We start from the raw sequence: 14,207 nt of genomic DNA, 5'->3' as shown, positions 1-14,207 counted from the left end.
TGCCTTGGGTGTTCCTGCTCATCCTCCTGAAGGGAATCGCTCTAATACCAGAAGATAGTTCAATTAAATTCATTACAAATATGAGGCTATCGAGCTTGTTCTAGTTTTTAAGAACAAGCTCGATAAGTTTGTGTGCATTCAAGTTGCAAATTCTCTGGTTGAGATTGTCATTAGTCATTTGTCCCTTGTCATCTATACCTTCTCTTCACAAATTTATCCGTATAAATTTTAGTAGTACTAAATACTTTATTGACAGTAGTTGTAAATTTTATTTGGGGCTACCTAGGGTTATTACGTAAGTAATATTGTATAAATATTACGAAAGATTGATTAATATTATTATCTTCACAACTTTCTCATATTTCCTAACTATCCTCGTAAGTATAGACAGTTTTTGAATGACAACAGGTTGCTCAACTAGCTGACTTAATTTTTAAAACCTCTTTATATCAATTTAATTGTAGAAAAATATGAATTACTGTCCTTGTTGCTCTGATGTACTTTTAAGACATTTACACGGTTCTGAAATTACTTGGTTTTGCCGCCACTGCTGGCAAGATATGCCTGTATTCAGTGGTGAGCATTCGAGTTGGTTTGCAGAAGTTATCAAAGAAGAAGTACCTAATAAACCTGAGCTTCAAGAAAATATTCAAGTTATAAGTTATGTCAGTCAACGCAGAAAAATAACTGGGTGGATAGGAGTTAAAGAGGTGATAAGTTGAAGCGTAGCAATTTTTTCCAATAGAATACCTTTGGGTAAGTAAACTTACAGCAGAAAACCTTTTGGTATATTGCTTTGTTCTCAAAATCTGTGCCTCCTTCACCTAGAATCTGCTGTATAACAATATTAATTAATCGCAGGCTGATGATACACACGTGTAAATATTAGCCTGCTTCACTTTTTGCAGATTAAGTTTCAAAATTTTCAACTCACGGTATCAAGTTTGCTAATCTTGTCAGAATATAAAGATTGTTTAAGATAATGACGTACTGATAAATATGATCAAGATGTTAGCCCAAAGCTGGATGGGAATTGAAGCTAATATACAAATAAATTGGCCGCTGGTAAATACTTGTTTGCAGTTCGTGGCTTGGGGAGTTTTTTCGCTGTTGCTGGCTGAGGTAATCAGGGATATTTACCATGCTTTGTGTCACCAAGTTAGTTGGTTGGCTAAATGGCATAACAAACATCATGCGGCATATCGCCGAGATTTATCGGTAGTTTCTCTCAAACTTTATCAAGAGTCCCAGCTTTATCACGACATTGTAGAGTCGATTCTTTTAGTAGTCATCTTGACGATCGCTGCTTTATTAGGCCACCAATGGGGGTTATGGTTAGGGGTAGCGTATGCTTACACCTTTTTGTATGGTGCATCGTTGCGGTATTTCCAAGGAAAAATTGATACCGACTACAACCATTTACCCGGCCCTTTAGAAATAATTCCTTCAACTTTGTGGGTGAATCGTGCTTACCATTGGCGACATCATTTTGATGATGTTAACGCCTATTACAGCGGGGTGTTTCCGCTTGTAGATAAAATTCTCGGTACTGGACTTTCTCTCAAAGGTAAAACTATCGCCATCACTGGTGCGTCTGGGACTTTAGGACAAGCATTAACGGGGGAACTTCTCAAACGCAATGCAAAAGTTCTAGCCATCACGACAAATCCAGAGAAGTTAGCCACCCAAACAAAGGTAATGGCGCTGACTTGGGAATTGGGGAATGAAGTACAACTGCGAGATACTTTAGCAAAAGCAGATATTTTGATTATCAATCATGGTGTGAATGTCTATGGCGATCGCACACCCCAAGCCATCAATTCATCTTATGAGGTTAATACCTTTTCGGCGTTACGCTTAATGGATGTATTTTTGACAACGGTGACAGGGCCACAAGACAAAGCCACAAAAGAAATTTGGGTGAATACTTCTGAGGCTGAGGTATCACCAGCACTGAGTCCACTGTATGAACTGAGTAAACGCACCTTGGGTAATATCGTGACTCTTAAACGCCTAGAAGGTAATTGCATTATTCGCAAGTTAATTCTCGGCCCGTTTAAAAGTCAACTTAATCCCTATGGCGTAATGTCAGCTAACCAAGTGGCGCAATTCATTCTATTTTTAGCAGTCCGAGATTTCCGCAATATTGTTGTGACAATTAATCCTCTGACTTATTTGCTATTTCCCTTCAAGGAGGCTAGTACATGGCTGTACTATCGAGTTTTTAGTAAAGCAAATAGGTAGAACTGGTGCGATCGCCTTTCAGGAGAATTTAGGATGGCGATCGCATATATAATTCTTAGGGCGTAGAGTGAATTAAAGTTTATTTTTCTGAAAGAAGTTGTTTAAAAATTTTGATGCTCGACCCCGACTGCTAATTTCTGCCGGGATTTCTGTAATAATCTCATTGTTATTACCAAGTTGGCTACATCTAGCTACTCGAATTCTTTGCGTCTGGAATGTGGGAACTGGCTGTTTCTTAAGCTTGACTTTAGCAAAGATGGTAAAAGCGACTCCAAATAAGATGCAGCGTTATGCCCAGCATGAATACGAAGGCCGCATAGGAATTTTTACACTGATAATTATTGCTGCTTGTGTGAGTGTTTTAGCTATAGGATTTTTGCTCAGTGATAAAACAGGTATTTCCTCAACTGTATTAATGTTACATATTATCCTTTCAGTAATCACAATTGTTAGTTCTTGGTTACTAGTGCATACACTATTTGCACTGCAATATGCACATAATTATTATCACAATGTTAGCAATGATAATATTTATCAAAAAGCTGGAGGACTGGATTTTCCTGATGACCGTGACCCTGACTACTGGGACTTTTTATATTTTTCCTTTGTAATTGGGATGACTAGCCAAGTTTCTGATATTCAGACAACTTCACGTTCTATGAGACGCTTGGCTTTGATACATGGAGTGATATCCTTCTTTTTTAATACTAGTATTCTGGCTATGGGCATCAACATCATTGCATCATTAATTTAAATAATCAGCTAATTGGTAGTGTAAACCAAAATGTTGAGCCTGTTGCCAATGCGCTTTGTACGCCGATTTCGCCACCATGAGCTTGAACAATTTGTTTACACAGATATAATCCCAAACCTAAACCTAAAGAATAAGAGTTATTCTTGCCTCGGAAATATAAATCAAACATTCTTTGGCTTTGTTCGGGGCTAATGCCAACACCGTTATCATTGACGGTACAATAAATTTTTTCACCCTCAACTATGGCGTTGATTGTAATTTGTAATCCTGGTAGATTATGTTTGATGGCATTGCCAATTAAGTTAGAAAACACCCGCCATAGTTGCGTTGAGTCGGCGTTGATTAATGGTAAGTCTGCGGTAACAAGATTGATCAGATTGGTTTGATTTTTTTGCAGCATAGGTTCTAAATCAGCGATCGCATCGACAACAACCATATATAATTGCAGGGGTTTTCGTTGCAACACTAACCCTTGGACTTCATTTACATGGGCTTCCATTAACGAATTAATCAAATTCAATTGGCGATCGCTACTTTGCACCATCCGTTCTAAAGTGGAACGTGGCATAGAAATAAAATCATTGCCGACTCCCTGATTCTCTAGCAAATTCCGCAGCACCATCAAACTACCTAACACTGGGTTACGTAAGTCGTGAGAAACTGCATGGAAAAAGACTCGCAGTGCTTCTTCGGTACGCTGGCGATCGCGCAGTGCAGCTTGGAGTTCGCTAATATCTAAAATTACGCCTACCAAACCACCCAAGGAACCATCTACTTTAGAAAAAGTTGCTTTATAAAATATGACATCATGTTTGGTTTGATCAGCAAACACTAAAAAGCTTTCGTAAGTTTGCACTTGTTGCTGCTCTAACAGTGTCATATCTGCGTGATAGTATTGGTCAGCAAGTTCTTTTGGTGCAAGGTCATAATCCGACTTACCGAGAATTTGTTCTTTACCTAAACCAAGGACTGTTTCAAAAGCTTTGTTACAACCCAGATACAACCCTTGAGGATTTTTATAAAAAACCGGAGTGGGAATTGTATCAATTAAAACTTGTAAAAAATCTAATTGTTCTTGTAGTGCTTCCTCGGCTTTTTTGCGTTGGGTAATATCTTCAATTAGTCCTTCATAATAAAGCAGTTTTCCGGCTGAGTCACGCACCGCATAAGCTTTTTCAGAAATCCAAACAATACTCCCATCTTGGCGATAAATTTGTGATTCAAACTCCGAGATAATTCCGTATTTTTCAATTAAACGGACAAAATCAGCCCGACGGGTGGGGTCAACATATAATTGATTTTCAATATCTGTAAAATTTGCTGTGACTTCTTCTGACGATAAATAGCCATAAATTTTGGCGAGTGCTGGATTAGCTGTAATGTAACGACCATCAGGACTGCTTTGAAAAATCCCTTCAATGGCATTTTCAAAAATACTGCGATACTTTGCTTCTGCTACCACTAATTTTCTATTAGCTGATTCTAATTCTTTGCGGGTATAAAACTCAGAACGTTGGAGGCGATCGTATAAATAAACTCCTAAATCGCAGATAACACAAAACCAAAATATATATAAAATAAATGTCACATTATATAGTTCTGGATGTTCTGGTTTAAGTGTTTTTAAACCCAAGGTAGTATTCACAATAAAATAATAAGCTAGAATACTTACTTGAGATATTAAGTGGAGAGGCCAGCGGACTGGCATAAATATCGCTTGACTGAGAAATAGTAGCGACCAACCAATAATATCAGGTAAGGCAAAACCTTTAATAGTAGCAAATAATTGAGTCGCAAAGCTAACCGACCAAGATGTGCCTAAAAATAATCTTCCTGGGTGACGATGACCGAAGCGAGTTTTATGTAAACTAAAGCAAGTAAATAAACTCAGCAACATAGAAACGTTAATCGCCAGCCCTTGAATTCTCAGGATTCTTGGTAGCTGCGCCAACTCCTTTAAAGAAAAAAATAAGTCATAAATATCGCGGACTGTAAAAGTTAATAAACAAATAAATGCCAGCCATAACCACAAGCGTAGTCTTTGCCATAAAAATTGACTGCGCCAGGATTGATATTCAGCAGTGATTATATCTATTTTTGGTGCAGAAAAAGCTTGTTTCCACCAGGTTCCGAATTTTTGCAATAAGTTAGCCATTAGTGTCTTACCAACTTTGACCATACCATCGCAGGTGTTTTTCTATTTTCCAGATGTCAGCACACCCTCGTAATTATTATGGTGAATTATGGGTACATTTTGACGACTAATTGGCTACAGACAATGTAAACCAAAATGTTAATCCGCGTTTGCGGTTACTAATCACACCAATGTCACCACCGTGGGCTTGAATAATTTGCCGACATAGATACATTTTCAAACCTAAAATTGTGGAACAAGGTGCTTGGGGTTCTCGCACGTATAAATCAAAGAGGCGATCGCCATCTAATTTACTCATTGTGACACCGTTATGTTCAAGTTGAATCCGCATCATTTTTTCCACAACGGTGGCTGTGAGCGAAAATTTCAATCCTGGAGGATTATGTTGCAAGCTATAAATCAATAAAGTGAACAACACTGTTTGTAACTGCATAGGATCTGCCATGACTAATGGCAAATCTTCGTTGACTAAGTTCTCTAGTGTTGCCTGATTTTGCCACAACAGTGGTTGTAAGTTAGGAATGATTTGTTCTAAAAGTGTGTTTAACTTTACCTGCTGAGGATTTAGGGTAACACCTTGTTCCATACAGCAGTGAATTTCTAACAAAGAGTTAATCATTGCTAGTTGGCGATCGTTCCCTTGAATCATCCTCTCCATGATCGAACTAGGTACAGGGATAGAGGAAGAGGAACCGGAACAAGGAGAAATCTCCCCTGCTTCTTGACTTTCTACTCCGCTATTCTCCCGTAAATTCTTCAGTACCATCAAGTTACCCATGACTGTAGTGCGCAAATCATGGGCGACTGTATGCAGTACCACATCTTTGACTTGTTGCAGTTTTTCTAATTCCTGCATTTTTTGTTGCAGTTGGGCGGTACGTTCTTCTACTTGGCGTTCTAGATTGGTGTTGAGTTCTGCAAGTTCTTGGTAGAGTTGAGCTTGCTGAATGGCGATCGCTAACTGTTCGGATAATTGCTGGAGTAAATCTATTTCTATAGCTTGCCATTGACGGGGCGCAGAACATTGATTGGCGACTAATGCACCAAATAATTCTTCGCCTAACATAATGGGTACGGCCAAAGTCGCCCTGGTCTGAAATTGTTGATAATGTGCTTGTAATTTCGGTGATACGCTTATTTGACTGACATCTTCCACTACACGCACGCGGTGAGTGGAAAAAATAGTTTTCAATTCTTGCAGATAACTTTTATCCTCTGGTGTCCAACCTAGTACTGATGGATATTGAGGATCTACTGATTCAGCTACCGTTTTGACTTTTAACTCGTAATTATTCAACCCAATAAAAACGCGATCAGCTTGCAAAAATTGCCGGACTTCCGATACAGTCGTTTGCAGAATTTGTTCTAAATCCAGGGAAGACCGAATTCGGACTAGAGTTTCTGTCAACAAGCGATCGCGCTGTGCAGTCAAGCGGATTTGCGCTTCTGCTTGCTTACGGGCGGTTATATCGTGGTTAATGGCTAAAATACACGGTACGCCATCTAAATCAATCACATCTGCGGAAAGCAGGGTTGTGAGTACCTCCCCAGACTTGCGCCGAAAAGCAAATTCTAAGTTGCGAATTGCGCCCTTGGTCTGTAAATCTTGTAATAATTGCGTGCGATCGCCTTCATTTACCCAAATTTTTAATTCAAAAGCAGTATTGTTAATTACTTCATCCTGTTCATAACCTGATAGCTGCATAAAACTATCATTAATTTCGATGAAGCGTCCTTCTTTGAGGGTAGTAATACTAATTGGGTCAGGACTACAACTAAAAGCTTTAGCAAACTTTTGTGCCAAATTGCGTAGCGAAGTTTCTGCTTGTTTACGTTCTGTAATATCCCTGACAATAGCTAATACTTCATCAGCACCGCTGACTACTAACCGCGCCTCATAATCTCGGATTCCCAGAGGCGTGGGTAATTGATATTCGCAAGTTTGCAACGTTCCTGCATCTAAAGTTTTCGCAATGGTTTCTTGACCAATTAAAGCTAAGTCACTTGGTAATAAATCGCGCATATTTTTACCAACTATCTCTTCTTTTGTCAGCGTGAGACTGATATCATCACCTTTCAAATCAAGATATTCGCCATCACGGCTCAAGCGAAACATTAAATCAGGAATAGCCGCCAAAATTGCTTGATACCTCGCCTCACTAGCTCGTAAATTTGCTTCTGTTTGTTTTCTATTAGTAATATCTATAACTAATCCGTTACACAGAATATCGCCATTGGCCTGTGCTTCTAATTGGCAAGCGCCTTGAATCCACTTGAGTTTCCCACTGGGTGTGATGATGCGAACTTCCCAATGCCAAGGGTTAAGCGTATCAAAAGCAATCAGTAGAGATTTGGTAAACTTGCTTCTGTCCTGGGGATGGATTAATTGGTATAAAATTTGCCAGTCTGCTTGGATTACTTCTGGTTCTAACTCCGACAAAGCTCGACAACCTGAACTGACGTATAAAACAACCGGGGAACCATCCGCCTGTTGTCGGAATTGAAAAATCATCCCTGGTAAAATGGCTGCAATTTTTTCCAACAAAGTAATAGTCTCGGACGGAAATTCTAGTTTACGTAGTAATTTTAAGGCTTCATCCACTCTTTCACCCTTTGATACCCAAGCAACTGGCATAATTTTGCAAGAGATGGTAGCTATAGCAACAATTTCGCTTCTGTAAACATGAGTGCTAACAGACGCAAAACATAGTCTTATTTCAGGTTAGTTCTTGATGGGGCGATCGCATTCACCCAATCGGGTGAACCATTTGCTTACACCATTTTAGATTTGAGATTTTGTTGACTCTCCAGTTCAATGGAGATTTTAAGATAAGATTATTAACTATATCTCACAAAAAGTTTGGTAATTATGTTAGCCCAAGCAGAAGCAAAACAAATTGGTGTAATTGCTAAAGAAAGTGGCGTACCAATAAAAACTATTCGCTACTATGAAGAACTTGGTCTACTTAAATCATCAGGTAGAACAGAAGGTGGATTTAGATTATTTAACTCTGATGTTTTGGAGCGACTGCACTTTATTAAACGCGCTCAAAGCTTAGGCTTAAGTTTGTCAGAAATTAAAGAATTTTTAAATGTTCATGATAGCGGTAAATTACCTTGTGAACATATCAAAGTTAAATTAGAAGACAAAGTAAAAGCTATTGATGAACAAATTCGACAACTACTAATTTTAAGACAAGAATTATCAGGCTTATTATCAGGTTGGGAAATCAAACCTGATAGTTCTCATTCAACGATTTGCCCCATCATTGAAAATGATTAAAGCAGAATTCTCAAAAAACGAGCGTGGAGGGATTTGAACCCCCGACCCACAGAACCGGAATCTGTTGCTCTATCCACTGAGCCACACGCCCTTAGTCTTTTGCATTATAGCATAGCTGTGATCAAATTTGCCGATCACTTAAAGATAATCAGCCGGATTAACGGGTGTACCATGACGACGTACTTCAAAATGCAGGTGCGGCCCGGTAGAGAAGCCAGTAGAACCAACAGCCGCGATCGCTTGTCCTCGTTGTACCCCTTGTCCCTCCGAAACAAATAATTCGCTGGTGTGTCCGTAGAGTGTCGTCAATCCGTTACCGTGATCGATAATTACGGCTCTACCATAGCCACCATACCACCCAGCAAAAATTACAGTTCCCGAATCGGCGGCGCGAATGGTACTACCATAACTAGCTGCAAAATCCAAGCCTGCATGAAAGCGCCGATAGCCAAGAATCGGGTGTACTCGCCAGCCAAAGCGGCTGCTAGTGGGTGCATTGCTAGGATAAGCAAACATTCCCGTACCGCGAATGATAATGCTGTTGCGGCTGTTAGTTTTGCTGCGTCCTTCTAAAGCGGCGACTTTTTCTTCAATCAAGCTTTCCAGATTATGGGAATCTCGTTCTAATTGATTTTCTGCTGCTTCTAAGGCGAGGCGATCGCTATTTAAGCGTTGAATTAATTCTGATTGCGACTGCGCCTGAGTTTGATAATCAGCTTTTTGGGCAAGTAATTGCTGGCGAATCAAAGCAATTTCATTTTTTTGTTGTTCTACGTCTGTTTTCTGCTGAGTGATTTGCAGTGCTTGGTCGTTGAGTTTGGCTAGAATTTTTTGGTCTGCCTGATACACTAACTTTAATTGATGACGGCGGCTAATAAAGTCACTAATATTTTGGCTTTGCATTAAAACCGCCCATCCTAGACTAGCGTGCGATCGCTGGAGATAACGCAACCTCGCTACTGTGGCGACTTGTCGTTCTTCATAAGTACGTTGCGCTATGGCTAAATCAGCTTCTAGCTTTTGCAAGCGTTGGGTGGCTTGGGTTAACCGCGATTCACTATCTTGAATTTGATTATTTGTGGTGTTGAGATTTTTGTTGATGCCAGTTAAGCGATTTTGGGCAGCATTTTGCAAATTAGTCAAGCGATCGCGTTCCTGAATCACATTCTGGCGTTCTTGATTAATTTGTTGCTGCTGTTGTCGTAAAGTATCAACTGATGCTGATGTTGTTGCATATCCTGTCGATACTGAAATCAATACCAAACAAACACACAAAACATAACCAAGTCCCAGAAAAATGATCTTTAATGCTCTCATAGCGTGAGCCTAACCAAAGCAATCGGTGCGAAACACTATGAGTATTCCCAAATTTATCTTGTTTTGCTCAATGTATGATTTATTGCCGACTTTCTGAAATTATTGTCTAGCGATCACAGTGAAAGCACACTATAAAACTTATCTATGAATTCTAACCCCGCATTGTGTACGGTCATTAGCGATCGCATTACTAATACCCCCCAAAAGCGAATCACCTTTGCCGAATATATGAACACGGTGTTATATCACCCTGAACACGGCTATTATTCCAGCAAAGTTGTAAATATTGGGTTTAAAGGCGGTGATTTTTTCACATCTGCTAGTCTCGGCGCTGACTTTGGTGAGTTACTAGCAGAACAATTTGTGCAAATGTGGGAAATTTTAGGACAACCACAACCATTTTCTTTGGTAGAAATGGGAGCAGGTCAAGGATTACTCGCTTTGCATATCCTCAATTATTATCAACTACATTATCCTGATTTTTTCCCAGCATTAGATTATGTAATTATTGAAAAATCTCCCGAATTGCAGCGAGAACAACAGCAACGTTTACAAAATTACTCGGTGCGTTGGTGCAATTTAGCAGATATACCCAGCAACTCCATAAATGGCTGTTTTTTTTCTAACGAATTAGTAGATGCTTTCCCAGTAAATCAGTTTATTTTACAAGCTGGGAAACTACAAGAAATTTATGTCACCTCAACATCTTTGGCAGAAGAAGATGAAAATTACCTGCTGCTTGCAGGGGAATTTGGAGAAATAATCGGGGAAATTTCTACACCCCATTTCATCAAATATTTTGATTTGATTAATATCGATTTATCTGCAAATATCTACCCAGATGGCTACCGCAGCGAAATTAACCTAGCCGCTTTAGATTGGTTGAGTATAGTAGCAGACCGCTTGCAGCGCGGGTATGTGGTAACAGTTGATTATGGCTATCCTGCCCATCGCTACTATAACCCCAGGCGATCGCAAGGAACCCTACAGTGCTACTACCAGCATCGCTACCATAACAACCCCTATATCAATATTGGGCGACAAGATATCACCGCCCATGTTGACTTTACCGCCTTGGAACTTTGGGGTGAGCAGTGTGGTTTAACCAAAATTGGCTTTACCCAACAAGGTTTATTTTTGATGGCGTTGGGTTTGGGAGAAAGAATAGCCTCTCTTTCTCATCAAGACATATCCATTGCTCAATTGTTGTCAAGACGAGAATCACTGCATAAACTTATCGATCCCACAGGATTAGGCGGCTTTGGGGTTTTAGTCCAAAGTAAAGGACTCCAAGATCATGAAAATTATCAACCCCTAAAAGGATTAATTGTGCCAAAGTAAAAGTAAAGGTAAAAAGTTAAAACTCTCTGTAAGTCGGCAGCATCACTGTTATATGGACTAGCATTACTATTGATTACTGCGAAATCATGTGTTTAGAAAAGCAACAAATACCTATGAATACTCATGACCTGTTGATGCTAATCATGCTACTTACACCCGGTATATTACTTTCTGTTGTCATTATGGTAACTTTTGCTGCTGGCGGCTGATTCCTCAGCAGTCTTGAGTAAATTTGAGATTTAGGATGGCATCTTAAATCTCAAATGACAACTCGCCAGCCAATTACAATCAAACGATGAAAACGCGATGTCTACGACAGGCTTCTCTACGAGAGGCTACGCCAACGCCTAAGCTTTATCAAAGGAACGTGAAAAATGAAGGTGGCATTTCTGGGAACTGGACTGATGGGACAACCAATGGCTCAAAGGTTGTTAGCAGCCGATATACAAGTAGTTGCTTACAATCGCACCCCAGAAAAATTAGCACCATTACAAGCCGCTGGCGCAGAAATTGTCACACAACCCCGTCACGCCATTCGTGCGGCTGATTGCATTATTTTGATGCTTACCAACGCCGCAGCCATTTATCAAGTCTTGCTTTCAGATACTGCTTGGCGCACCCTAGAAGGACGCACAATCATCCAAATGGGGACAATTACACCCACAGAAAGTCAAGAAATTCGAGATACTGTCGTTGGTGGTGGCGGTGAATATTTAGAAGCACCTGTATTAGGAAGCATCCCAGAAGCAAAAAGCGGTCAGTTAATTGTCATGGTAGGCGCAACACAATCACAATACCAAAACCATTTACAATTACTCAAAAATTTTGGTTCAGAACCTTTACTTGTAGGGCCAGTAGGGACGGCGGCGGCGTTAAAATTAGCCCTTAATCAATTAATTGCTTCTATGACTACCAGTTTTGCTCTGAGTCTGGCTTTTTTGCAGCGTCAAGGTGTCAATATCGAGTCTTTTATGCAAGTTTTACGCGCAAGTTCTCTTTATGCACCTACTTTTGATAAAAAGCTGCAACGAATGTTAGAGGAAAACTATGCTGACCCTAATTTTCCCACCAAACATTTACTCAAAGATACAGATTTGTTCATCTCAGAAGCTAAAGCTTTAGGTTTAGATCTTGGCAGCATTGAGTCTGTACGACACATTTTGTATACAGCTATGAAAATGTCATTTGCTAATGATGATTATTCATCAGTATTTTCAGCTATTAAAGAATGGGGAGATTCCAGCGCTGAGTAAATCGGGAGTGGGCAGTGGGAAAGAAATCACTGACTCAACACTCAGCGAGAATTTGCGTGCGGAGAGAACTTGCGTGCGCGGGTTCCCCCCGTTGAGCAAACTTCGGTGACTCATCACTTTATCAAGTAAGCACTGAAAAAGATAATATGGTATGGTAGCTCGTTTTGCTTTCCGAGGGTACTACTGCGTGCTATCTACTTTACGTGCCGATTTTCGCATCATTTTTGAACGTGACCCAGCCGCCCGTAACTGGCTAGAGGTCTTGGTTTGTTACCCTGGCTTGCAAGCCCTACTTTTCCATCGACTGGCGCATTGGCTACATCATTTTGGTCTTCCCTTTTTCCCCCGCTTTATTTCTCACCTATCTCGATTTTTAACTGGTATCGAAATTCACCCAGGCGCAACTATTGGTCAAGGCGTATTTATTGACCACGGGATGGGTGTGGTAATTGGTGAGACTGCAATCATAGGTGATTATGCTTTGATTTATCAAGGTGTCACTTTGGGCGGAACTGGTAAACAAAGCGGTAAACGCCATCCTACAGTCGGTGAAAATGTTGTAGTCGGTGCTGGTGCAAAGGTACTAGGTAATATTCAAGTTGGGAATAACGTCCGTATTGGCGCTGGTTCAGTCGTTCTTAGAGATGTGCCTTCTGATTGTACAGTGGTTGGCATTCCCGGTCGGATTGTCTATCGTTCGGGAGTGCGAGTCGCACCTCTAGAACACAGCAACTTACCCGACTCGGAGGCCGAAGTAATTCGCGCTTTAGTCGATCGCATTGAAGCCTTAGAACAACAAATCCAAACTATACAACAACTACAACCTGCGGCTAAAACTCCTGTATTGGTAGGTGTAGGAGCCATCCAAGAGCCTGAACCAAAACCAGAAGCTCCTTTATGTAGTCTCAGAGATAAAGCAATTCAAGAATTTCTCGATGGTGCGGGGATTTAAATTATCCAACTGAAGTGATGAAGCAAGAGCCGCTGAAAAAAATCTTCCGCATCGTCAGCCGATGATAAATATTCTATGATTACTAATCAGTGGCTCTTTACTTTTCGTCTAACAGTTACGGTCAAGGCTTTTGCAATTTTCTAATTTCGGCTTGCACATCAAGAGCAATCTGCAATGATTGATTGAGTAGTTGAGCATATTCGCCAGCTTGTGTACTGACTTGTAATGCTTGCAGATTTGCTAAATTATTCACAAATAATTCTTGATTATTTGCCAATAGTTTTTTATTATCCCGCAAAATTCGTTCTGTTTTTAAAGCCCGGACTAAATCTTCTCGAATGAGTTGTAAGGCAGAAATTACTTGTTCTCTATCGTTGATGGAGTTATTTGAGGTGGCTAATTGGTCGTGAATATCTATGGCGTTAATTACGGCATGATATTGATCAACTTCATCTAAAAGCATGGTTAGGGCTTTGGGACAAGTAAACCTGCGCCAGAGCGATCGCCCAACAATCACACCTAGGGGTACTAAAATTAGTAAAATGATGCCTAATGTAATAGAAGAACCAATAGTTGGCAAAATAATAAACGCATAAATAAAACCAACAATAATTGGTGTGAGTGCTAAGGCTACCAGCAATTCATTCACCAAAAAGCCGAGTCGCTTTTCTTTGTCCTTCATTACCGAAGGCCGGAAAACATCTTCTGGGTCAAACCCAGTCAAACGCCTCAGTTCTCCCTTGCTAATTTCTAAGCCTAGTAAATCCGGCTGCACTGCTGCATACTCCTGTAGAAAGTGCGATCATCGCGTATTCATTGTAATCGGCTATAGGCAAGGTCGTACATCTACTTCGGCAGAGCGATACCTATGGAAGGAGCGATCGCACCATCCACAAGCCTTTACAATT

Annotated in this window: 11 protein-coding genes and 1 tRNA gene; 7 read left to right on the top strand and 5 right to left on the bottom strand. The window is 40.3% G+C overall.

Going from position 1 to position 14,207, the window contains the following annotated elements:
* Positions 1 to 470: 470 nt before the first annotated feature.
* The 3 genes from NCWK1_RS09555 to NCWK1_RS09545 all read left to right on the top strand — a co-directional run bounded on the left by NCWK1_RS09555 (position 471) and on the right by NCWK1_RS09545 (position 2,998).
* Positions 471 to 722: a hypothetical protein gene (locus NCWK1_RS09555; RefSeq protein ID WP_103124548.1), complete on the top strand. Its 252-nt coding sequence runs from the start codon at positions 471 to 473 to the stop codon at positions 720 to 722.
* Between the two features lie 277 nt (positions 723 to 999).
* Positions 1,000 to 2,244, top strand: a complete 1,245-nt coding sequence (locus NCWK1_RS09550; protein WP_103124547.1) for a bifunctional sterol desaturase/short chain dehydrogenase — start codon at positions 1,000 to 1,002, stop codon at positions 2,242 to 2,244.
* 97 nt (positions 2,245 to 2,341) lie between these two features.
* Complete coding sequence (locus NCWK1_RS09545) at positions 2,342 to 2,998, top strand: DUF1345 domain-containing protein (protein WP_187308099.1); 657 nt, start codon at positions 2,342 to 2,344, stop codon at positions 2,996 to 2,998.
* Positions 2,999 to 3,002: 4 nt separating this feature from the next.
* Here the strand turns inward: NCWK1_RS09545 and NCWK1_RS09540 are convergent, their stop codons facing one another.
* A complete protein-coding gene (locus tag NCWK1_RS09540) occupies positions 3,003 to 5,153 on the bottom strand; it encodes a sensor histidine kinase (RefSeq protein WP_245894866.1) in 2,151 nt (716 codons plus the stop codon).
* 106 nt (positions 5,154 to 5,259) lie between these two features.
* Complete coding sequence (locus NCWK1_RS09535; protein ID WP_187308098.1) at positions 5,260 to 7,788, bottom strand: sensor histidine kinase; 2,529 nt, start codon at positions 7,786 to 7,788, stop codon at positions 5,260 to 5,262.
* A gap of 234 nt (positions 7,789 to 8,022) precedes the next feature.
* On the opposite strand from NCWK1_RS09535, the gene NCWK1_RS09530 reads away from it, so the two are divergent.
* Positions 8,023 to 8,436, top strand: a complete 414-nt coding sequence (locus NCWK1_RS09530) for a heavy metal-responsive transcriptional regulator (RefSeq protein WP_103124545.1) — start codon at positions 8,023 to 8,025, stop codon at positions 8,434 to 8,436.
* 18 nt (positions 8,437 to 8,454) lie between these two features.
* Here NCWK1_RS09530 and NCWK1_RS09525 read toward each other — a convergent pair.
* Positions 8,455 to 8,527: transfer RNA gene (locus tag NCWK1_RS09525), tRNA-Arg, on the bottom strand.
* Between the two features lie 47 nt (positions 8,528 to 8,574).
* Positions 8,575 to 9,753, bottom strand: coding sequence for a murein hydrolase activator EnvC family protein (locus NCWK1_RS09520; RefSeq protein WP_096579848.1), 1,179 nt, complete (start codon positions 9,751 to 9,753; stop codon positions 8,575 to 8,577).
* A 144-nt stretch (positions 9,754 to 9,897) separates the two neighbouring features.
* Between NCWK1_RS09520 and NCWK1_RS09515 the strand changes: the two genes are divergently transcribed.
* The 3 genes from NCWK1_RS09515 to cysE all read left to right on the top strand — a co-directional run bounded on the left by NCWK1_RS09515 (position 9,898) and on the right by cysE (position 13,299).
* Complete coding sequence (locus NCWK1_RS09515) at positions 9,898 to 11,094, top strand: class I SAM-dependent methyltransferase (RefSeq protein ID WP_103124544.1); 1,197 nt, start codon at positions 9,898 to 9,900, stop codon at positions 11,092 to 11,094.
* A gap of 374 nt (positions 11,095 to 11,468) precedes the next feature.
* On the top strand, positions 11,469 to 12,347 hold the full coding sequence (locus NCWK1_RS09510) for an NAD(P)-dependent oxidoreductase (protein ID WP_103124543.1): 879 nt from the start codon (positions 11,469 to 11,471) through the stop codon (positions 12,345 to 12,347).
* A 187-nt stretch (positions 12,348 to 12,534) separates the two neighbouring features.
* Positions 12,535 to 13,299 (top strand): serine O-acetyltransferase, encoded by a 765-nt coding sequence (gene cysE, locus NCWK1_RS09505; RefSeq protein ID WP_103124571.1) that lies wholly within the window; start codon positions 12,535 to 12,537, stop codon positions 13,297 to 13,299.
* Positions 13,300 to 13,420: 121 nt separating this feature from the next.
* Here the strand turns inward: cysE and NCWK1_RS09500 are convergent, their stop codons facing one another.
* Complete coding sequence (locus tag NCWK1_RS09500; RefSeq protein ID WP_103124542.1) at positions 13,421 to 14,074, bottom strand: hypothetical protein; 654 nt, start codon at positions 14,072 to 14,074, stop codon at positions 13,421 to 13,423.
* Positions 14,075 to 14,207: the final 133 nt, after the last annotated feature.

The sequence above is a fragment of the Nostoc cycadae WK-1 genome, from assembly GCF_002897135.1.
In the GTDB taxonomy this organism is placed as follows: domain Bacteria; phylum Cyanobacteriota; class Cyanobacteriia; order Cyanobacteriales; family Nostocaceae; genus Nostoc_B.
Note: the sequence above shows the minus strand (reverse complement) of the source record. Positions and strands in the feature narration are given on the sequence as shown.

What these genes read in the sequence shown, in the direction of transcription:
- NCWK1_RS09535 (WP_187308098.1), bottom strand. Translation starts at nt 7,788, where the DNA reads ATGCCAGTTGCTTGGGTATCAAAGGGTGAAAGAGTGGATGAAGCCTTA.
- NCWK1_RS09540 (WP_245894866.1), bottom strand. Translation starts at nt 5,153, where the DNA reads ATGGCTAACTTATTGCAAAAATTCGGAACCTGGTGGAAACAAGCTTTT.
- NCWK1_RS09520 (WP_096579848.1), bottom strand. Translation starts at nt 9,753, where the DNA reads ATGAGAGCATTAAAGATCATTTTTCTGGGACTTGGTTATGTTTTGTGT.
- NCWK1_RS09555 (WP_103124548.1), top strand. Translation starts at nt 471, where the DNA reads ATGAATTACTGTCCTTGTTGCTCTGATGTACTTTTAAGACATTTACAC.
- NCWK1_RS09510 (WP_103124543.1), top strand. Translation starts at nt 11,469, where the DNA reads ATGAAGGTGGCATTTCTGGGAACTGGACTGATGGGACAACCAATGGCT.
- NCWK1_RS09550 (WP_103124547.1), top strand. Translation starts at nt 1,000, where the DNA reads ATGATCAAGATGTTAGCCCAAAGCTGGATGGGAATTGAAGCTAATATA.
- NCWK1_RS09515 (WP_103124544.1), top strand. Translation starts at nt 9,898, where the DNA reads ATGAATTCTAACCCCGCATTGTGTACGGTCATTAGCGATCGCATTACT.
- NCWK1_RS09530 (WP_103124545.1), top strand. Translation starts at nt 8,023, where the DNA reads ATGTTAGCCCAAGCAGAAGCAAAACAAATTGGTGTAATTGCTAAAGAA.